Genomic DNA, 20,680 nt, shown 5'->3' with positions numbered 1-20,680 from the left:
CAGGCTAGCGGGTCACCTTTCCCCCGCGAGCAGACACAAAGTCCCCGAATCTGCGGCGTGTCGGGGCGACTTTGTGTCTGCTCGTCGCAGAAGTAGCCTCATTCATCGTGACATCTGCTGCCGGCGTTGGATTGGCCACCATCACCGAGGACGGGACCGTCCTCGACACCTGGTTCCCGGACCCTGAACTGGGCGCCTACAGCCCGTCGGGCAGCACCCGGCTCTCCGTCGCCGAGGTGCCCGACGATCTCGCGGTCGCGACCGGCCCCGATCCGGCCCGCGGGGTGGAGACCATCGTGGTGCGCACGGTGATCGCGGACCTGAGCGACAAGCCGCTCGACACCTATGACGCCTACCTACGGCTACACCTGCTCTCGCACCGGCTGATCGAACCGCACGGATGCAACCTCGACGGCATCTTCGGAGTGCTCACCAACGTGGTGTGGACCAACTTCGGGCCGTGCCAGGTCGACGGGTTCGAAGACGTCCGGCTGCGGCTGCGCAGCCGCGGTCACGTGGCGGTCTACGGCGTGGACAAGTTCCCGCGGATGGTCGACTACGTGCTGCCGAGCGGAGTGCGGATCGCCGACGCCGACCGGGTGCGCCTCGGTGCGCACCTGGCGCCGGGCACCACCGTGATGCACGAGGGCTTCGTGAACTTCAACGCGGGCACCCTCGGCGCATCGATGGTCGAAGGCCGTATCTCGGCCGGTGTGGTCGTCGACGACGGCTCCGACATCGGGGGCGGCGCGTCGATCATGGGCACGCTGTCCGGCGGTGGCACGCAGGTCATCTCGGTGGGTAAGCGCTGTCTGCTGGGCGCCAACGCCGGTCTGGGTATCTCGCTGGGCGACGACTGCATCATCGAGGCCGGTCTGTATGTGACGGCGGGCACCAAGGTCGCCACCCCGGACGGGACGACGGTCAAGGCCCGCGAGCTGTCCGGCGCGAACAACCTTCTGTTCCGGCGCAATTCAGTGACCGGAGCGGTCGAGGTGGTCGGCCGCGACGGCAAGGGCATCGCGCTGAACGAGGCGTTGCACGCCAACTAGCTCCGGGTGTGAAAGACGACTGCTCGGGTATAGGAGCAGCGTGTTCGGAGATGACTTGCGGCAGCTGGCCGCGGCGCATGGCGTGGCAACCTCCTATCGCAACGAGCGACGGGAGCCGGTTGAGGTCGACGCCGATGTGGTGATCCGGGTTCTCGGATTGCTCGACGTCGAGGCAGCCACCGAGGCAGACCGGCGCGCCGAACTGGCCGCGCTCGCCGATCGCCGACGGGCAGGGCGACTGGCCCCGACGATCGCCGTCCGGCTGACCGGCACACCGCATCCGGTGCCCGGAGCCGAACTGCTCGTCGGTGAGGACGGCAGCCGCATCGAGGTGAGCGACGAGCTGCCCGCCGATCTGGCACCGGGCTGGTACCAATTGCACACCCGCGACGGCCAGCAGGTGACGTTGGTGGCCGCACCTGCGCAGGTGCCGCAGACGCCCGACACGTGGGGCTGGATGCTGCAGCTGTACGCACTACGGTCGGCGCGGTCTTGGGGCATCGGCGATTTCGGCGATCTGCGGGAATTCCTGGAGTGGACGGTCGCAGAGCACGGGGCGGGCGCGGTACTTCTCAACCCGCTGCACGCACCCGGCCCGACGCATCCGGTGCAACCGTCGCCCTACACGCCGTCGAGCCGGCGGTTCTCCAATCCGCTGGCGCTGCGCATCGAAAATCTCGAGGCGTATCAGAGGGCAGACCCCGGGACCCGTGCGGAGGTGGACGCGCTGCGCGTCTCGGCAAGCACCGAGCGAATCGACCATGACCTGGTGTGGGCCGCCAAACGTTCTGCGCTGGAAGCACTCTGGCGCGCGGCAGGCCGACCCACTCCTCTCGACGGGTCCTCGGGCACCGACGGGCTGACCGACTGGGCGACCTACTGCGCGCTCGCCGAGCGCCATGGCGGACGGTGGAGCCGCTGGCCCGCGGAACTGCGCGATGCGAAGGGCTCCGCCGCCCTGGCTGCCCGTCGGGAGTTGGCCTCCAGAGTCGACTTTCACGCCTGGGTACAGCAACAGTGTGCCGAGCAGTTGAGAGCGATACGGACGGCCGGGCGTTCTGCGGGCATGGCGCTCGGTGTGCTGCACGACCTGCCCGTCGGGGTGGACGCCGACGGGGCGGACGCGTGGGCACTCGCCGACGTACTCGCCGGCGGGGTGAGCGTCGGCGCGCCGCCGGACAACTTCACCCCTCGCGGCCAGGACTGGGGACTGCCACCGTGGCGCCCCGACCGACTGGCCGCGACCGGATACGCGGCGCTGCGGGACATGTTGCGCGCCATCCTGTCTCACGCGGACGGTTTACGCATCGACCATGTGGCCGGTCTGTGGCGGCTGTGGTGGATCCCACCCGGCGACACCCCCGACCGCGGCACCTACGTGCACTACGACGCCGACGTGATGCTCGCGGTGCTCGCACTGGAGGCACACCGGGCCGGTGCGGTCGTCGTCGGTGAAGACCTGGGCACCGTGGAGCCGGAGGTCACCGAGGCGTTGGCCCGCAACGGGATGCTGGGTTCGGCGGTCTCGTGGTTCACCCGCGACGAGGCCGACCCGGACCAGCCGCTACTCCAGTCCAAGGCGTGGCCCGAACGGGCGGCGGCCAGTCTGTCCACCCACGACCTGCCCACCGCCGCAGGGTTTCTCCGCGGCGAGCATGTCCGCGCCCGCGCCGAGCTGGGCCTGCTCGACGACGTCCCGGCCGAAGAAGCCAATGCGCACAAGGAGCGTGCCGAATGGCTGACCCTACTCCGCTCCGAAGGACTGCTTGATGAGCCGGAGCCGGACGAGACGGCGATCATCGTCGCGATGCACCGCTTCCTGGCGAAGACGCCGAGCCGGCTGAAGCTGATTTCACCCTACGACGTGATCGGTGAGGTCCGGCAGCCCAACCTGCCCGGCACGATCGATGAATACCCGAACTGGCGGCTACCGCTGGCCGAAACCCTCGAGGAGCTCCGGGCGGATCCGCGGGTCGCGGAGATCATCGCCGCGTTCCGGCGCTGAAAGCGCTTCTACACAGCGCTATTCCGCCGACAGGATGCAGAACTCGTTGCCCTCGGGGTCAGCCAGCACCACCCAGCTCTCGTCGCCCTGGCCGATGTCCACATGACGCGCCCCGAGCCCGAGCACCCGGTCGACCTCGGCCTGCTGATCATCGGGGGTGAAGTCGAAGTGGATGCGGTTCTTGACCACCTTGTCGTCAGGCACGGTCAGGAACAGCCAGTCGGGCCCGGCGCCGGCGGGTGCGCGCAGCGCCACATCGCCGTCCTCGGTCGGCTCGGCGGGCCAGCCCAGCACCGTCGACCACCACGCGGACAGCGCGTGAATGTCGTGGGCGTCGATGCAGACTTCGCTGAACCGCAGCGTCATTTCATCAACTCCTTCTTGACGACCTTGCCCATCGCGTTGCGCGGCAGCGATTCGACCAACCGCACTTCCCGCGGCCGCTTGTGCACCGAAAGTTGCTCGGCGACAAAGGTGATCAGATCGTCGGGGTCGGCATCGCCGACCACGAACGCGACGATCCGCTGGCCGAGATCGGTATCGGGCAGGCCCACCACCGCGACCTCCTCGACGCCGGGGTGACCGAGCAGCACCGTCTCGACCTCACCCGCCCCGACCCGGAAGCCGCCGGACTTGATCAGGTCCACCGATTCTCGCCCGACGATGCGGTGCATGCCGCCCTTGTCGATGACGGCGGCGTCTCCGGTGCGGTACCACCCGTCGGCATCGAACGCCTCGGCGGTGGCATCGGGCCGGTTGAGATAGCCCTCGAACACCGTCGGGGCCTTGAGGTGGAGACTGCCGATGGTCTCGCCATCGTGCGGCGCCACTGAACCGTCCTCGTGCACCAGTCGGGTGTCAACCCCGTTGAGCGGCAAGCCAACCCAGCCGGGCCGTCGTTCACCGTCGGCGCGGGTGCTCAGCGTGATCAGCGATTCGGTGCTGCCGTACCGCTCGACGGGCGGCTGGCCGGTCAGTTCGGTCAGCCGGGTGAACACCGGTACCGGGAGCGGCGCACTTCCGGACACCAGCAGTCGGGCCGACGCCAGCGCGGTCGCGGAGCCGGTGTCGGCGACCACCCGCGACCACACGGTGGGCACCCCGAAGTACAGGCTGCCACCGGCGGCGGCGTAACCGGCCGGGGTCGGTTTCCCGGTGTGCACGAAGCGATTTCCGACGCGCAGCGACCCAAGCAGCCCGAGGATCAGGCCGTGAACGTGGAACAGCGGCAACCCGTGCACGAGGGTGTCGTCGGGTGTCCACTGCCAGGCCTGCACCAGCGCGTCGATCTGGGCCGCGATGGCGCGCCTGCTGATCAGCACGCCTTTGGGCAGGCCGGTGGTGCCGGAGGTGTACATGACCATCGCGGTGCTCGACGGTGCCGGCTCGCCGTAGCGATGCCACGACCGTGCGTGCAGCCGCACCGGAACGTGCGGCAGGCCGCCGAGATCGGCGGGCAACTCCCCCAGCCAGGCCTGAGCGCCGGAGTCGGTGAGGATGTGCGCACGTTCGGCGACCCCGACGTCGGCGGGTACCGGTACGAACGGGACGCCGGCGATCAGGCAGCCGGTGACGGCGAGCACGGTGGTGGCGGTGGGGGTGGCCAGCACGGCGACCTGGCGGGCACCGCCGATGCGCTCGGCCACCGACGTGGCGGCCCCGACGAGATCACTGCGGGACAACACGGCGCCGTCGATCCGCACGGCGTCGCCGATGTCGGCTCCGGCGGCGACGGTGGCGGGATTCAGGGAGGCCAGCAGCACGCCGCCGACGGTAGACGAAGATACTGGGCTCGTGAAGCCCATCACCCAGCTCTCATCGCGCGAGGTGTACCGCAACCACTGGATGTCGGTGCGTGAGGACACCGTTGAACGGCCAGACGGATCAACCGGCATCCACGGCGTCGTCGACCGCCCGGACTATGCGGTGGTCATCGCGGTCGACGGCGACCGTCTGGCGATGGTCGAGCAGTACCGCTATCCGATGGGAGCCCGTCGCTGGGAGTTCCCGATGGGCACCGTCCCTGGAGAACCCGACATCGAACCGGCCGATCTGGCGTCCCGCGAACTACGTGAGGAGACCGGCCTCACGGCAGCCTCACTGATGTTGATCGGCCGGCTCGACGTCGCTCCCGGGATCATGAGCCAGCGGGGCTGGGTGTTCCTGGCCACCGACGTCGCCGAGGGCGAGCCCGACCGCGAGCACGAAGAACAGGACATGCACTTCGAATGGTTCGAGCGCAGCCGGTTCGAGGAGATGATCCGCACGGGTGAGATCACCGATGCCCAGTCGCTCGCCGCGTATGCGCAACTGCTGCTCAAGGAGCGTTTCGAGTCCTAATCGTGACCGGCACGCGTGGGGCAGATGTGACAGGTGAGGTTTTCTGACGGCTACGCTGATAACTCGCAACGACGTTCCGAGGAGTCATGAGCCGCCACAGTTGGGGTGCCACGCTGGTGGCCGCCGCGACGATCTGCGCCGCGGGACTGTTGTCCCCCGCCTCGGCGCACGGTCAGCCGCTGGCCTGGAACGGGCGCTATCAGATGACGACCTACGCCTCGCAGAAGGCGGGCACCAGCCCGGCGACTCGCCAGAAGGAGAACGACTTCGGCGCGGTGTTCACCCTGACGACAGCATGCTCGGGTGGCGCCTGTGTGGCCACCGTCGTCGACGGACCCGCACCGAGTAACCCGACGATCCCCCAGCCCACGCGCTACACCTGGAACGGTTCCGAGTGGGCCACCACCTACGACTGGGTGTGGGACTGTTTCCTCGGCGACGGCTATCAGAAGCAGTGGAGCCCGGCCACCTCGTGGGCGTTCTATACCCCGCAGCCCGACGGGTCTCTGCGCGGCACGTGGCACACCGACATCGCGTCGGGACCCTGCCGGGGCAGCGTCGTCATGCCCGTCTCAGCGGTCCCCGCCTGACCCGGGGCCACATCGCCCGCACAATGGAGAACGTGACCGACACGGCGACCACGACGGCGGCGCGTAACCATGCGTTTGACCTCTATCGGGTGGTCGCCCTGGTGTTCGTCGTCATCGGGCATTGGGTGGCGGCGGCGCTGACCTTCTCCGACGGCGGGTTCTGGCGGGAGAACCCGTTGGTCGACCTGCCGTGGACGCAGTGGTTGACGTGGATCTTCCAGGTCGTCCCGGTGTTCTTCGTGGTGGCCGGCTACGCCAGCGCGGTGTCCTGGGCGCATCGAAGCGCAGCGGAATCACGGCAGGAATGGTTGCGGCGCAGGCTCGTTCGACCGATCGGACCGACCGCGGTCTACGTTGTGTTCGCGCTGCTGGTCGTGACGGTCCTCGGCCGGATCGGGGTGGCGGGCTCGGAGCTCGACTTCGGGGCCTGGGCGGTGGCGATGCACCTGTGGTTCCTGGGCATCTACGTACTGGTGGTCGCGCTGACCCCGGTCGCGGTGGCCGCGCACCGGCGCTGGGGTAAGTGGGTGCCGTTCGCGATGACGCTCGCCGTCGCGGCGGTGGATGTGGCGGCCATCGGCGCCCACCTGCCCTACGTCGGCTGGCTGAACTATCTACTGGTCTGGGGCGTGCTCTACCAGCTCGGGATCGCCTGGCACGACGGGACACTGTGCCGGCGTGCGGCGATCGCGGTGGCCGTCCTGTCGGCGATCGTGCTGGCGCTCGCGGTCACGGTCGGACCCTATCCGGTCAGCATGATCGGGGTGCCCGGCGCTGTGGTGAACAACACCGGACCGCCCAACCTGGCACTGCTGGGACTCGGCGGGGTGCAGGCCGGGGTGGCGCTGGCGGTGGCGCCCACGGTGAACCGGATGCTGAAATCCGTTCGGACGCAGCGTGTCCTGGCTGTCGCGAATGACAACGTGATGGCGCTGTATCTCTGGCACATGGTTCCGGTGGTGATCGTGGCGGTCGTCGGGTATCCCACCGGGCTGCTGCCGCAACCGACCCTCGGCACGGCGGCCTGGTGGTGGTTCCGGCTGGAGTGGGTGGCGATCCTGGCCGTGGTGGCAGCGGTCGAGCTGGTGTTGTTGTGGTGGGGCCGCAGGGTGTTCTCGGCGCCGCTGCCCACGGTCGGAGTGGCCATCCCGCCCCGGTTCGGCGAGGTGTTGTTGTTCGCCGGCACGGTGACGATCGCGGTGACCATCTCAGTGTTCGCGACCCTGGGATTCGCCCCCGGCGGGCACTTCCCCCTTGCCCTCAGCATTGCCTTCGCCGTTGGTGTGCTGCTGGTCGCGCTGGCGCCGGTCAGTAGGCGTCGAGACCGAGTTTGACCGCCAGCACCAGCCCCGCGACACCGATGAGGATGCGCAGCGGCGTGCCCGGCGCATGTCGGACCACGACAGGTCCCAGCCGGGAGCCGATCAGGCAGCCGGCGCCAAGCGGGATGACCGCGAGCCAGTGCACCGGTGCCAGGAACGCGAACAGCACCGCAGCAACCGTGTTGGCCAGCCCGAGCAGGATGTTCTTGGCGGCATTGGCGTGGGCGAGGCTGTCGGCTCTCGCGTTGAGCAGCAACGCCAGCAACAGAACGCCCGCCGCGGCACCGAAATAGCCACCGTAGAGGGCGATTCCGAAGATCGCGACGCCCTCGGCCACCACGACGAGCCGGCGCCGGCGGCCGGGGTGGGGCGTGCCGCGCGGAGCGACGATCGCCACCGAGGCCAGGGCGAGCAGGATCGGAACCACCTTCTCGAACGCGTCGGCCGGGGTGGTCAGCAGCAGCACCGCGCCTGCGGCTCCGCCGGCGATGGTCACCGGCGCCATCCGGGTGATGAAGCGTCCTTGTCCGACCAGTTCGGGCCGAGATCCCCACGCCGAGCCGACACCGTTGAACACCAAAGCCACGGTGTTGGTCACATTCGCTGTCACCGGCGGCAGACCGATCGCCAGCAGGGCCGGGTAGGTGGCCACCGAGGCCAGCCCGGCGATGCTGCCCGTCAACCCACCGAGCACACCGGCGATCAGCAAGGTGATGGCGTCGAGTGCGCTCAGGTCGGTGTCTCTCTAGCGGTGCGTCAGGGCTCGTAAGAAGAACATCAGGTTGGCCGGGCGTTCGGCAAGTCGGCGCACGAAGTACCCGTACCACTGCGTGCCGAACGGCACGTACACCCGAACCTGGTTGCCCTCTGCCGCGAGCCGGCGCTGCTCGTCGTCCCGAATGCCGTAGAGCATCTGGTACTCGAAACGGTCGGTATCCCGGCCGAATTCGATCGCCATCTCCGCGGCGGCCGCGATGACGACGGGATCATGGGAGGCGACCATCGGATACCCGTTGCCTGCCATCAGCGTTCGCAGACACCGCAGGTAGGACTCGGTGACGTCGGCGGCATCGCGGTAGGCCACCGAGGCCGGCTCGTCGTAGGCACCCTTGCACAGCCGGATCCGGGCCCCGGTTGCGGCGAACTCGGCGCAGTCGGCCTCGCTGCGCTTGAGGTAGGCCTGCAGAACGGTTCCCAGCCAATCGAATTCGGTACGCAGCTCGCGCACGATCGACAATGTCGAGTCGGTGGTGGTGTGGTCCTCGGCGTCGACGGTGACCCAGACGCCGACCTGCTGGGCCCGCTGGCAGATCGTATGCGCGTTCTCGAACGCGATCTTGTCGCCGTCTTTCGCCAGCGCCTGGCCGAGCGCGGACAGTTTGAGCGACACCTCCAGCGGGCGGACGATCGCGGCATTCTCGGCCCGGGCGCCCAACGCGTCGAGCAGGTCGAGGTAGGCCTTGACGGTCGCCTCGGCCGCGTCGGTGTCGGTGACGTCCTCACCGAGGTAGTCGATGCTGACCAGTCGTCTCGAGTCGCGCAGCGCGCAGACCGCCGCCAGTGCGTCGTCTGTCGTCTCACCCGGTACGAACCGGCCGACCACGTCACGAGCGATCGGTAGGCGCTCGGCGCTGTGCCGCAACCGATTCGAGCGGCTGGCGGCCAGGATGGCGGGACGTGCGACGCGCGTGAAGGTGCTCATCAGTCCACCCCCATGTGCGGATAGGTGTGGTCGGTGGGCGGAACGAACGTCTCCTTGATGGACCGTGCCGACGTCCAGCGCAGCAGGTTCAGTGGTGAGCCCGCCTTGTCGTTGGTGCCCGAGGCCCGCGATCCACCGAACGGCTGCTGCCCGACGACCGCGCCGGTCGGCTTGTCGTTGACGTAGAAGTTGCCCGCGGTGAACCGCAGCCGCTCGGCTGCCGTCGCGACGGCGGCCCGGTCGTCGGCGATCACTGCGCCGGTGAGCGCATAGCGGGACCCGCCGTCGACGACGTCGAGAACGGCTTCGAATTCGTCGTCGGGATAGACGTGGACGGCCAGGATCGGTCCGAAGTACTCGCAGCCGAAGGCCTCATCCGTCGGGTCGTCGGACAGCAGAACGGTCGGCCGCACGAAATAGCCTTCGCTGTCGTCACATTCACCGCCGACGGCGACGGTGACACCGGGCGCACTCTTGGCCCTCTCGATCGCACGCGAGTTCTTGGTGAACGCGCGAGCGTCGATCACGGCCCCGCCGTAGTTCGACAGGTCGGTGACATCGCCGTAGGTCAGTGCTTCCGTCGCGCCGAGGAAGTCGTCGCCCATGGTCTGCCACACCGAGCGCGGGATGAACGCCCGCGAGGCGGCCGAGCACTTCTGGCCCTGATAGTCGAACGCCCCGCGAATCAGCGCGGTGCGCAACACGTCCGGATCGGCCGAGCTGTGCGCGACGATGAAGTCCTTGCCGCCGGTCTCACCCACCAGCCGCGGGTAGCTGTCGTAGTCGGCGATGCGAGTGCCGACCTCACGCCACAGGTGCTGGAAAGTGGCGGTCGATCCGGTGAAGTGGATACCGGACAGCCGCCGGTCGGCCAGCACGATGTCCGACACCGCAAGCCCGTCGCCGGCCACCAGATTGATCACCCCGGGCGGCAGGCCGGCGGCTTCGAGCAACTGCATCGTCAGATATGCCGCGAAGGTCTGGGTGATCGACGGCTTCCACACCACGGTGTTGCCCATCAACGCGGGCGCCGTCGGCAGGTTGGCGGCGATCGCGGTGAAGTTGAACGGGGTGACGGCGTAGACGAAGCCGTCCAAGGGGCGGTAATCGGTCCGGTTCCAGACGCCCGGACCGCTGATCGGCTGCTGGGCCAGAATCTGCCGGGCGAAGGCGACGTTGAAGCGCCAGAAGTCGACCAACTCGCACGGCGCGTCGATCTCGGCTTGGTAGGCGGTCTTGGACTGGCCCAGCATGGTGGCCGCGGCGATCTTCTCCCGCCACGGGCCGGCCAGCAGGTCTGCGGCGCGCAGGAACACCGCGGCCCGTTCGTCGAACGGGGTCGCAGCCCAGTCGGGTTTGGCGGTCATCGCCGCATCGACCGCCGCGGCGGCATCGGATGCGGTGCCGTTGGTCAGCGTGCCCAGCCGGGCGCTGTGCCGGTGCGGTTGGACCACGTCGATGCGATCGCCGTCGCCGAGGCGGTGAACGCCGCCGATCACGTGCGGCAGGTCGACGGGGTTGGTGGACAAGTCGTGCAGAGCCGCGGTGAGGCGGTCCCGTTCAGCAGATCCTGGCGCGTAGTCGTGAACCGGCTCGTTGGCCGGAGCGGGAACATCGGTGCGGGCGTCCATGCACCTCAGGATGACGCCCGACGCGTCCCGAACCGTTGGCTGATCCGCCAAGGTTGTGCCAGCCCGCTAGTAGTATCGGACAACATGCGGGAGACCGGCGTCAGCCTGGGCCAGCTGGTGTTGGCCCTGGATGCGACGTTGGTGCGGCTTGTCGAGGCACCTCGGGGGCTGGACCGGCCGGTCCGCTCGGCCGCCCTGATCGACTCGGACGACGTGCGGCTGGGCTTGGCGGTCAGCGCCGGCTCGGCCGACGTGTTCTTCCTTCTCGGCATCTCCGACAGCGACGCCGTCCGGTGGCTGGACCGGCAGGTCGCCGCACACGGCTCCCCCGCGGCGATCTTCGTCAAGGAGCCGTCCGACACCGTCATCGCCCGGGCGGTCGCGGCCGGCACCGCGGTCGTCGCCGTCGACCCGAAGGCCCGCTGGGAACGGCTGTACCGTCTGGTCAACCACGTCTTCGAGCACCGTCGCACCGACTCGCTCACCGATTCCGGTACCGATCTGTTCGCGCTGGCGCAGTCGATCGCGGATCGCACCCACGGCATGGTCAGCATCGAGGATGCGCAGTCGCACGTGCTGGCCTATTCGGCGTCCAACGACGAGGCCGACGAGTTGCGGCGACTGTCCATCCTGGGCCGGGCCGGGCCGGCGGAACATCTGGGGTGGATCGCCCAGTGGGGCATCTTCGACAAGTTGCGCGCCGGCCCCGAGGTGGTGGCTGTCGACGAGCGGCCCGAGTTGGGCCTGCGGCCGCGGCTGGCGATCGGCATCCATCGCCAGGACGGGCCGCCGGGATTCGAGGGCACCATCTGGGTGCAGCAGGGCACCCGGCCCCTGGCCGACGACGCCGACGAGGTGTTACGCGGCGCGGCGGTCTTGGCCGCCCGGATCATGGCTCGACTGGCGGCACGGCCGTCGGCGCACCTGTTGGCCGTGCAACAACTGCTCGGGCTCGCCGATCCCGACGAGGTTGACCTGGCCGGCGCGGCTCGGGAACTGCGCATCCCCCTCGACGGCCGCGCCGCGGTGATCGGCTTCGCCAGCACCGGCGCCGACCCCCGGCTGCCCGACGTTCTGGCACTGAGCGCCAGCGCTTTTCGCCCCGACGCGCAGGTGGCTGCCGGCGGTTCGCGGGTCTACGTCGTCCTGCCCGACTCCGGGCGCACCGCCGCGGTGGTGTCCTGGATCCGCGGCACGATCAGCACGCTGCATGCCGAGCTCGGGCTGGACCTGCACGCGGTGATCGCAGCCCCGATCGCCGGGCTGGCCGCCGTCGCCGGCGCCCGCCGCGAGATCGACCGCGTCTTCGACAGCGCCCAGCGGCACCCGGTGTTCGGCAAGGTGACCACGCTGGCCGAGGCGCGCACCACCGTGCTGCTCGACGAGATCGTCACGCTGGTGGCCGCCGACGAGCGGCTGATCGATCCGCGGGTGCGCGCCTTGCGGGAGGCCGACCCGATGCTGGCCGAGACCCTGCGGGTGTACCTGGACTGCTTCGGCGACGTAGCGGCGGCTGCGGCGGCGCTCCATGTCCACCCGAACACGGTTCGCTACCGGGCGCGCCGTCTCGAGCAGGCACTTTCCACTTCACTGAGCGACCCCGACGTCCGGCTACTACTGTCATTGAGCCTGCGGGCAACCGCTTGATCAGAGCAGTCAAGCAGCCGCGCCGCACTTATCGAGAAATTTTTTGACCAACCTGGTAACACTGTTGCATCTGTTGCCGATGAGGCTTTTGTCATGACTGGCTGTGAGGCCCGTCACGGCGCCAGAAACCTCGGTGAACCGGGCCCCCCGATCACCGTCGAACCACTGAGCACAAGGGGTCAGCATGAAATACGTGGGTCGAGTGCTGGTGGCGATGATCGCCGCCGTCGCGGCACTCTTCGTCGGAACAGGCACGTCGCACGCAGGTTTGGACAATGAGCTGAGTCTGGTCGACGGCGGTGGCCGGACGATGACGATTCAGCAGTGGGACACCTTCCTCAATGGGGTGTTCCCCTTGGACCGCAACCGGCTGACCCGGGAGTGGTTCCACTCCGGCAAGGCTGTCTACAGCGTGGTCGGCCCGGGTGCCGATGAGTTCGCGGGCACCTTGGAGCTGGGCTACCAGGTGGGCTTCCCGTGGTCGCTGGGTGTGGGCATCAACTTCAGCTACACCACCCCCAACATCCTGCTCGACGACGCCAACATCTCCCCGACGGGCTTCAACCCGCTCGGTTCGGTGATCACCCCGAACCTGTTCCCGGGTGTGTCGATCTCCGCTGACCTGGGCAACGGCCCCGGTATCCAGGAAGTCGCCACGTTCTCCGTCGACGTCTCGGGCCCCAACGGCTCGGTCGCGGTGGCCAACGCCCACGGCACCGTCACCGGCGCGGCCGGCGGCGTGCTGCTGCGCCCCTTCGCCCGCCTGATCTCCAAGGCCGGCGACAGCGTCACCACCTACGGCGAACCCTGGAACATGAACTGACGCTGCGTTTCTGACCCCGCTTGGGTGGAGCGGCTGGCTCAGGCCAGTCGCTCCACCGCGGCGGCGATACGTTCGTCCGTCGCGGTCAGAGCCACCCGGACATGCTGTGCACCACGGGCTCCGTAGAACTCCCCAGGGGCGACGAGGATGCCACGCTCGGCCAGCCACGCCAGCGTCGTCCGGCACGGCTCGCCGCGGGTGGCCCATAGATACAGACCGGCCTCGGAGTGGTCGACGGTGAAACCCGCCGACCGCATCGCGGCCAGCATGACATCGCGGCGGCGCGCATAGCGCTGCCGCTGTTCTCGTTCATGGGTGTCGTCGTCGAGCGCGGCCACCATCGCCGCCTGCACCGGACCCGGCACCATCATCCCGGCATGCTTGCGCACCGCGAGCAGCTCGGCGACGACATCGGGGTCGCCGGCGACGAACCCGGCCCGATACCCCGCCAGCGACGAACTCTTCGACAGCGAGTGCACCGCCAGCAGCCCGGTGTGGTCGCCGTCGCTGACCGACGGATGCAGAACCGACGTCGGCTCTTCCTCCCAGGCCAGGCCCAGGTAGCACTCGTCGGACACCACGAGCGTGCCGCGTTCGCGGGCCCATTCGACGACCTTGCGCAGGTGGTCGCGGCCCAGAACCTTGCCGGTCGGGTTGCTCGGCGAGTTGATGAACAGCACCGCGGGCGACTCGGGCCCGAGCTGGGTCACCGAATCGGCCGGGCTCACCCGGGCGTGCGCCAGCCGCGCGGCCACGTCATAGGTCGGATACGCCAGCTCCGGAACGACGACCAGATCGTCGGCGCCCAGACCCAGCAGAGTCGGCAGCCACGCGATGAGTTCCTTGGTGCCGATCACCGGCAAGACGGCGTGCTCCGGCAGATCGGTGATGCCGTAACGACGGTGCAGCGCGGCCACCGCGGAGGCCCGCAACGCCGGCGTTCCCGCAGTCGTCGGGTATCCCGGCGCCGCGCTGGCTGCAGCCAATGCCTCCCGGATCACCGGCGCCACCGGATCGACCGGTGTACCCACCGACAAGTCGACGATGCCGCCCGGGTGAGCCCGCGCGGTGGCTGTCACCTCGGCGAGGGTGTCCCACGGAAAAACCGGCAGCGCCCCGGATACCGGACGACGCCGCGCGCGCAACGGGACGTGAGCCGTCAGGCCTCTTCCTTCGGCGGCAGGTCCTTGACCACCTGCGGGTCGTTGTCGGTCTGGCCAACCTTGGAGGCACCGCCCGGCGAACCCAGCTCAGCGAAGAAGTCGGCATTGATCTGGGTGTAGGAGGCCCACTGATCCGGGACGTCGTCCTCGTAGTAGATCGCCTCGACGGGGCAGACCGGCTCGCACGCGCCGCAGTCGACGCACTCGTCGGGGTGGATGTACAGCATCCGCGCACCCTCATAGATGCAGTCGACCGGGCACTCTTCGATACATGCCTTGTCCTTGATGTCGACGCAGGGCTCGGCGATCGTGTACGTCACTTGAGGTTCTCCTCGGTCTGCTCATTCGGGGTGGCTGTACGTCTGCGGGGCTGCTGGGAACGCCTAGTATCCGATGCCGGTGACCGGATAGCCGACTCAGTGTGCCCTAACTTGTCGTCCATCCGAGTGCCGGTGGGCACAGGTGTTGCGAGTGGTTACTGATACTAGACGTTTCGTATATTAGCGAGCTATACCCGCGGAGACCGTGCCGACACCGTCGGTGGGATCGGCACTGAACTCCGCGCTCCAGTGATCGTCAACTGAGCGTTCGTAGCATCCGCACCATGCCCGCCATCCACCATCGTTTCGCGGTCATCGACGGGCATCGGGTGTTCTACCGGGAGGCAGGGCCTGTCGGTGCGCCGATTCTCGTCCTGCTGCACGGCTTTCCCACCAGTTCATCGATGTTTCGCAACCTCCTGCCGCTGCTGGCCGACCGGTGGCACCTGATCGCACCGGACCATCTCGGTTTCGGGCTCTCCGACGCCCCGCCGGCCGACGAGTTCACCTATACCTTCGATGCGCTCACCGACCTCACCGCCGGACTGTTGCGCCACCTGGGTGTGCACCGGTATGCGATGTATGTCCACGACTACGGCGCGCCGATCGGCTGGCGGCTCGCACTGCGTGACCCGGCGTCGATCGCGGCGATCATCACCCAGAACGGCAATGCCTACCAGGAAGGCTTTCAACCCGATTTTTTCAGGGTGGTGTGGGCCTACTGGGCGCACCAGAACACCCAGACCGAGGAAGGGGTCCGTCAGGCGCTCACGCTGGAGATGACCCGCTGGCAGTATCTGACCGGAGTCGATGACGAGACATTGATCGATCCGACGACCTGGATCACCGACCACGCACGACTGTCGCGGCCGGGAAACGACCTCATCCAGCTTGCACTGTTCCGCGATTACGCCAGCAATCCCCCGCTGTACGCCGCCGTCCACGACTACTTCCGCGCGTCCGGTGTCCCACTGCTCGCCGTATGGGGCCGCAATGATCCGGTGTTCGGTCCGCACGGTGCGGCGGCCTTCAAGGTCGACCTACCCAACGCCGAGATTCATCTGATCGACGGCGGTCACTTCTTGTTGGAAAGTGCGCTCGACGAGACCCTGCCGTTGATCCGCACTTTCCTCACCGCCAACCTCTGATGAGACCTACCGGCTCACCTTGCCCAGGAACTCCCGGATGTAGCCACTGATCTCCTCACCGTGGGTCTCGAGCGCGAAGTGGCCGGCGTCGAGCAGATGGAACTCCCCGTCGGGCAGGTCACGCCGGAAAGCCTCCGCCCCTGCGGCGCCGAAGATTTCGTCGTTGCGGCCCCAGGTGACCAGCAGCGGCGGCTGATGGGTGCGGAAGTACTCCTGGAATCCCGGATAGCCGTCGAGGTTGAACTGGTAGTCCCAGAACAGCTGCAACTGGACCTCGTCGTTGCCCTTGCGGTCCAGCCCGGCCTGATCGAGCTGCCACGCCTCGGGAGCGATGCGGTCCAACCGATCCTCGGGTACGCCGTGGGTGTACTGCCAGTACGTCTTGCTCGCGGTGAAGTATTCGCGGACGCCGCGCTCGTTGGCGGCGCGGTCCTTGGCGTGGGCGAACAGGATGTCCCAGAACGGAGTGAACCCTTCCAGGTAGGCGTTTCCGCTCTGGGTGATGATCGCGGTGATCCGCTCCGGGGCCGCGCTGGCGATCCGCAGCCCGATCGGTGCGCCGTAGTCGTGGATGTAGACGGCGAACCGGTCCAGCCCGAGGTGTGCGATCAGCTTCTCGGTGACAGCGGTCAAATTGTCGAAACTGTACTCGAATTCGTGAATCGTCGGCATCGCCGACTGGCCGAAGCCGACATGGTCAGGCGCCACCAGGTGGTAGGAATCGGCAAGCGAGGCAATGAGATTGCGAAACATGTGCGAGCTGGACGGAAACCCGTGCAGCAGAAGGATCGTCGGGTTGGACGGGTCGCCGGCCTCGCGATAGAAGACGTCGATCCCGTCGATCGTGACGGTGTGATGGCGGACAAGACTCATGGCAGGCTCCTGTAGTCGGGAATGCCTGCCAAGTTAGGTGGTCCTTCTTGACACCGAATGGACTGGCAATGGACCGCAAGGCGCTCAGACCGCCTGTTGCATGGCGGCGGAGTCGAGTTCGGCAAGAAACGCCTCGGCGCGCTTGGCGAACAGATGTGCCTCACGGTCCATCGACACCGACCTGGCGTGTTGCGCCGCGAGGCGAACCTGAGCCGACGGAGCACCGCGGGCGTGTGCCAGCCGCGCGCGCATGAGGAGCAAAAGACCCTCAGAGTACCGCTGGCCGTGGTCGCGCAGATAGCGCTCGGCTCGCTCGAGCGCGGTCGCGGCGCAGTCGGGTTCGCCTGCCTCGAGCCACATCTCGGCTACCAGGGCACACCACGTCGCGACACAAGAACGAGGCGGGTTCAACAGGTTTGCCGCGATCAGCGCTTCGGCGTCACGTGCGGCCACATCGACGGGCCGGTCACCGGTCATTGCCGCCGCCCAGCAGCCGGCCAATCTCTGATACGTACCGAGAAAGACGAACTCGAAACCCGGATCCACCTCGAGGCCGCGCGCCACTACCCGCAGCGCCCAGTCCGGGTCACCGGCGAGTGCGGCGGCCCGGCACGCCATTGCCGCCCACACCGTGATCAAGTAGGGCTCGGCGCCCGCGGCGGACTCGAGAACGTCGAACAACTCCTTCGCCGCGGCGATATCGCCATGCAGTGCAGTGGTCTCGGCGAGCATTCCGGTCATCAGCCACTGCAGATCCCGGCATACCGGGTCATCGTCGTTGCGCAGCTCATCGAGTAGCGACTGCCTGCAGCGCACGAGATAACGAAATGCTTCCCCGATGTGGCCGGCGTTCCATTGCTGGATGCCCCACGCCTGGAGACCGTACGAGCGCACCACGGGATCTGCGGATGCGCATCCTTGTTCGAGCAACCGCTGCGCCAGGGGGCGCGCGACGTCGAGCTCGATGGCCTGCGCATGGGCCGCCCACCGGGAATAGAGGAATCCGGCAGCATCGCGCTCCCGCCCGAGCGAGACTGCCAGTCGTTCGGCGCGCTCCAACATGTCCCGCAGTCCGCGCGCACCGTACATCGACTGCATGCCCACCATCGCCGTGAGTTGGGTCAGGGCAGCGAGTTCCAGTTCCGGCTCGGCAGCTTGCCTGGACAGTTCGATGGCGACGCGAAGGTTCTGCTCGGCCGCTTCGAATGCGCACTTGCTCACCGCGCGCCGGGCGGCCTGCATCAGCGCGGCGGCTGTCCGATCCGGCCGCACGCACGGGCCGGCAGCCCAGAGGTGGTGGGCGAGGCGCTCCTGGATTTCGTCGCCCTCCGGCGAAAATGCTTGCAGCGCATCGGAAATGCGGGCATGCAGTGGGCCGGTTCGGTGTGCAGGAACCAGCTCCACAACCGCTTCGCGTACCAGGTCGTGGACGAACCGGAACCGGAACGGATCCATCGTCGCGGCAAGAATGCCGAGCCCGTCCAGCGGCTCGAGGAAATCGAGGCAGGCCTCAACATCGAGTCCCGACGCGTGGGCGAGCACCCGCAGGTCGACGTCGCGGCCGATCAAGGCAGCGGTGAACAGCAGACGCTGGTCCTCGTCGTCGACCTGGGTGATGCGATCCAGGACGATGTCGCGCACGGTGGCGGGTACCCCCGCGCCGACGGGAATTCCAGCCGTCTCACGGTGTGCCAACAGCCGGGACAGTTCCCGCACGAAGAACGGGTTCCCCACGGTCCGCTGGTGGATGCTGCTCACCACTTGGTCGTTGTGGTGTCGCCCGGTTTCGATCTGAATCAGATCGGCGACATCGGACTGGGTCAGGGGTTCGAGCCGGATTCGGCGCACACCGGATGCGCGGCTGACGGTCGCGAGCATCCGGGTGAGGTCGTTATGCGGCGCGGGCGCTTTGTCTCGCAGCGCACCGACGAGTGCCAGGCCGTCGGGCAGTCTGGATGCCAAGTGCGCGAACAGTTCCAGTGAGGGCAGATCGGCCCAGTGCAGGTCGTCGACGACCAGCACGACGGGCCGTGCAGCGGCCGCTTCCCCGATCAGCGCGGTGACCCGTTCGAACAGTCGGAACCGCGCCCCGCTGTCGGGTAACAGGGGCGGCAACGCGTCAGAGGCCGAATCCAGAAGGTGGCCGATCTGCCCGGCGCGCCAGCGCCGCTGAGCATCGTCGGGGAGTGCTGTCAGCACCGCGCCGAGCGCCTGTACCCACGGCCACATCGCCGGGGTGCCCGCCGACGGCGGACTGTCGGCCCATGCGATCACCGCGTGCCGCTCCGCGGCGGCACAAACCTCTTCCAGCAAGCGGGTTTTGCCGATCCCCGGCTCGCCTTCCACGATCATCAGTCCCGCGCCGCCCGCGATCGCACCGTTCACCACCCCGGCGACGACCGCGGCCTCCCGTAGACGTCCGACGAACCCCGCCGACCGCACCACCCCGCTCGTCGGCGCCGGCATGGGCTCGGCAACCGCGGTGTCGACAGCCACCGGTTGTTGGCGCAGCACACGCTGATGCGCGCGATGCAGGGCCTGCCCCGGCTCGATACCGAGCTCATCGGCAAGTCTGCGGCGTGTGACGCGAAACAGGTTGAGCGCCTCCGCTTGTTGCCCTTCCGCAGCCAGTACCGAGACCAGCGCAGCGTGGACCGGCTCGTTCAACGGAGCCATCGCCGCGGCCAGCCGCAAGGGCGCGGTGATGCGCTGCGGCGCGGACAGTGACAGCGCCAATTCCGCTGCGGCAACGCACGCGTCGAAGAATCGATTGTTGAGTTCGGCGAATACCGTCGCCGCCGACGACGCGTAGTCCAGGCCGTCGCCGGCTGCGCCTTGCCACAGCGCAAGCGCCCCGTCGTAATGCCCAAGGGCGACCTCGGGTTGCTTGTCTCCCAGCGCGCGCCGTGCGGCGTCGACGCCCTGGCCGAACTCGGCCAGGTCGAGAGTTGCCGCTCCGGGGGTGAACATGTACCCGCTGCCCCGCCGGAACAGATGGGTTCCCGAACTCCGCGGCGGCAACGAAGGTTCAAAGACCCGGCGCAGCGCTCCCACGTACTTATGAATGACATTGAGGGCGCTGTCCGGCGCGTGTTCGCCCCAGATCAAGTCGATCAACGCACCGGTGCTCACCGGCTGACCTGCCCGGGCCAGCAGCACCGCGAGCAAACAGAGTTGTTGGCGGGGTCCGGCGTCCAGTTCGATCTCGCCCCGCCACACCCGCAGTGGCCCGAGGATCTGCACACGCAGCTGCGGATCGCCCACCCCCGACGCGGTAGCGTCCGCAGTCCATCTCACTGCAGTGACACTACAGTCAATACAGCAAAGCTACAATAGATCCACAGTCGCTTCACTGGGTTCAGCATCCCTCCGTTGTAGGATTCGGTCTCTCATGACTTCACCGCCCGGCACCAACGAACACTCATCGGAACGTCGCCGCTCGCGCCGAGACGAGTACGCCGAACAAACGCGTGAAGCAGTGGTGGCCGCCGCGCGGACCCTCTTCGCCGAGCGCGGATATTTCGCCACGACCATCAACGACATCGCCGCGGCCAGCCGGGTGTCCGCGGGGACGGTGTACCAACAGTGCGGCGGCAAGCAAGGTCTGCTGCGCACATTGATGGACAGCTGGACCACGTCGGATCTGGTGCAGGGCACCCTGGACCAGGTCGAACAATGCGAGTCGCTGGCCGAGCTGTACGCCGCACTCGCCGACTCGTATCTGGAGTTCTGGCGCCGCTACGACGACATCGTCCAACTGGTTCTCGCGACCGCGGTCCATGACGAGTCGGCGGCCGAGTCATTGGGGCAGGCGACGGCACGCCATCGCGGCGCGCTCTACGAAATCGCCCGCAAGGTACGCACTCTGGGTGACTTCCCCGACTCGTTCACCGACGAGGACTTCGCCGACATCACCCTCTACCACTACGGCCCGCAGAGCGGCTACCACTTCACCGTCACGGTGCTGGGCTGGCCCGAGGACCGCGCGCGGAGATTTCTGAGTGCGCAGTTCGGCCAGTCGATGACCGCCATCGCCGCCAACTAACGCTCTTCAGTGATGATCC

18 protein-coding genes are annotated in these 20,680 nt (G+C 68.0%); 9 read left to right on the top strand and 9 right to left on the bottom strand.

What is annotated here, in order from left to right; translation table 11 throughout:
- Positions 1 to 107: 107 nt before the first annotated feature.
- Positions 108 to 1,052 (top strand): 2,3,4,5-tetrahydropyridine-2,6-dicarboxylate N-succinyltransferase, encoded by a 945-nt coding sequence (gene dapD / locus BST42_RS20955; protein ID WP_083121242.1) that lies wholly within the window; start codon positions 108 to 110, stop codon positions 1,050 to 1,052.
- A gap of 40 nt (positions 1,053 to 1,092) precedes the next feature.
- Complete coding sequence (malQ, locus tag BST42_RS20950; RefSeq protein WP_110918698.1) at positions 1,093 to 3,057, top strand: 4-alpha-glucanotransferase; 1,965 nt, start codon at positions 1,093 to 1,095, stop codon at positions 3,055 to 3,057.
- A gap of 18 nt (positions 3,058 to 3,075) precedes the next feature.
- Here the strand turns inward: malQ and BST42_RS20945 are convergent, their stop codons facing one another.
- Positions 3,076 to 3,423 (bottom strand): VOC family protein, encoded by a 348-nt coding sequence (locus BST42_RS20945; protein ID WP_083121241.1) that lies wholly within the window; start codon positions 3,421 to 3,423, stop codon positions 3,076 to 3,078.
- The gene (locus tag BST42_RS20940; RefSeq protein ID WP_083121240.1) at positions 3,420 to 4,820 is read right to left on the bottom strand and encodes an acyl-CoA synthetase; all 1,401 of its coding nucleotides are present in this window, start codon (positions 4,818 to 4,820) and stop codon (positions 3,420 to 3,422) included. Before BST42_RS20940 ends, BST42_RS20945 begins: the two co-directional genes overlap by 4 nt.
- A 31-nt stretch (positions 4,821 to 4,851) precedes the next feature.
- On the opposite strand from BST42_RS20940, the gene BST42_RS20935 reads away from it, so the two are divergent.
- From BST42_RS20935 to BST42_RS20925, 3 genes are all read left to right on the top strand, one after another.
- Entirely contained in the window at positions 4,852 to 5,397 is a 546-nt protein-coding gene (locus BST42_RS20935) for an NUDIX domain-containing protein (protein ID WP_083121239.1), read from the top strand.
- Between the two features lie 86 nt (positions 5,398 to 5,483).
- A complete protein-coding gene (locus BST42_RS20930) occupies positions 5,484 to 5,987 on the top strand; it encodes an Rv2253 family sensor-like surface protein (RefSeq protein WP_083121238.1) in 504 nt (167 codons plus the stop codon).
- Positions 5,988 to 6,010: 23 nt separating this feature from the next.
- Complete coding sequence (locus BST42_RS20925) at positions 6,011 to 7,321, top strand: acyltransferase family protein (RefSeq protein WP_083121237.1); 1,311 nt, start codon at positions 6,011 to 6,013, stop codon at positions 7,319 to 7,321.
- Here BST42_RS20925 and BST42_RS20920 read toward each other — a convergent pair.
- From BST42_RS20920 to pruA, 3 genes are read right to left on the bottom strand one after another with little or no spacing between them, the layout of a single operon-like run.
- Positions 7,296 to 8,018 carry a sulfite exporter TauE/SafE family protein gene (locus BST42_RS20920; RefSeq protein ID WP_237159532.1) on the bottom strand — a complete coding sequence of 241 codons (723 nt, stop codon included), beginning with the start codon at positions 8,016 to 8,018 and terminating at the stop codon, positions 7,296 to 7,298. The two genes, BST42_RS20925 and BST42_RS20920, sit on opposite strands and share 26 nt — an antisense overlap.
- Before the next feature lie 36 nt (positions 8,019 to 8,054).
- Entirely contained in the window at positions 8,055 to 9,011 is a 957-nt protein-coding gene (locus tag BST42_RS20915) for a proline dehydrogenase family protein (RefSeq protein ID WP_083121236.1), read from the bottom strand.
- On the bottom strand, positions 9,011 to 10,642 hold the full coding sequence (gene pruA, locus BST42_RS20910; protein WP_083121235.1) for an L-glutamate gamma-semialdehyde dehydrogenase: 1,632 nt from the start codon (positions 10,640 to 10,642) through the stop codon (positions 9,011 to 9,013). The genes BST42_RS20915 and pruA overlap by 1 nt, the downstream gene beginning before the upstream one ends.
- 84 nt (positions 10,643 to 10,726) lie before the next feature.
- Between pruA and BST42_RS20905 the strand changes: the two genes are divergently transcribed.
- Positions 10,727 to 12,289, top strand: coding sequence for a PucR family transcriptional regulator (locus BST42_RS20905; RefSeq protein WP_083121234.1), 1,563 nt, complete (start codon positions 10,727 to 10,729; stop codon positions 12,287 to 12,289).
- Positions 12,290 to 12,473: 184 nt separating this feature from the next.
- Positions 12,474 to 13,112, top strand: a complete 639-nt coding sequence (gene mspA / locus BST42_RS20900; RefSeq protein WP_083121233.1) for a porin MspA — start codon at positions 12,474 to 12,476, stop codon at positions 13,110 to 13,112.
- A gap of 38 nt (positions 13,113 to 13,150) precedes the next feature.
- Here the strand turns inward: mspA and dapC are convergent, their stop codons facing one another.
- Entirely contained in the window at positions 13,151 to 14,257 is a 1,107-nt protein-coding gene (gene dapC, locus BST42_RS20895) for a succinyldiaminopimelate transaminase (RefSeq protein ID WP_083121232.1), read from the bottom strand.
- A 14-nt stretch (positions 14,258 to 14,271) separates the two neighbouring features.
- The gene (fdxA, locus tag BST42_RS20890) at positions 14,272 to 14,595 is read right to left on the bottom strand and encodes a ferredoxin (RefSeq protein ID WP_036343792.1); all 324 of its coding nucleotides are present in this window, start codon (positions 14,593 to 14,595) and stop codon (positions 14,272 to 14,274) included.
- Positions 14,596 to 14,879: 284 nt separating this feature from the next.
- Between fdxA and BST42_RS20885 the strand changes: the two genes are divergently transcribed.
- The gene (locus BST42_RS20885; RefSeq protein WP_083121231.1) at positions 14,880 to 15,743 is read left to right on the top strand and encodes an alpha/beta fold hydrolase; all 864 of its coding nucleotides are present in this window, start codon (positions 14,880 to 14,882) and stop codon (positions 15,741 to 15,743) included.
- 6 nt (positions 15,744 to 15,749) lie between these two features.
- On the opposite strand, the gene BST42_RS20880 is transcribed toward BST42_RS20885, so the two are convergent.
- The gene (locus tag BST42_RS20880; protein WP_083121230.1) at positions 15,750 to 16,616 is read right to left on the bottom strand and encodes an alpha/beta fold hydrolase; all 867 of its coding nucleotides are present in this window, start codon (positions 16,614 to 16,616) and stop codon (positions 15,750 to 15,752) included.
- 84 nt (positions 16,617 to 16,700) lie between these two features.
- Positions 16,701 to 19,913: an ATP-binding protein gene (locus BST42_RS20875; protein WP_207569546.1), complete on the bottom strand. Its 3,213-nt coding sequence runs from the start codon at positions 19,911 to 19,913 to the stop codon at positions 16,701 to 16,703.
- A gap of 94 nt (positions 19,914 to 20,007) precedes the next feature.
- On the opposite strand from BST42_RS20875, the gene BST42_RS20870 reads away from it, so the two are divergent.
- Positions 20,008 to 20,661 (top strand): TetR/AcrR family transcriptional regulator, encoded by a 654-nt coding sequence (locus BST42_RS20870; RefSeq protein WP_083121229.1) that lies wholly within the window; start codon positions 20,008 to 20,010, stop codon positions 20,659 to 20,661.
- Positions 20,662 to 20,680: the final 19 nt, after the last annotated feature.

Source organism: Mycolicibacterium rhodesiae (genome assembly GCF_002086695.1).
GTDB classification, from domain to species: domain Bacteria; phylum Actinomycetota; class Actinomycetes; order Mycobacteriales; family Mycobacteriaceae; genus Mycobacterium; species Mycobacterium rhodesiae.
This window is presented reverse-complemented; position numbering and strand designations above follow the sequence as displayed.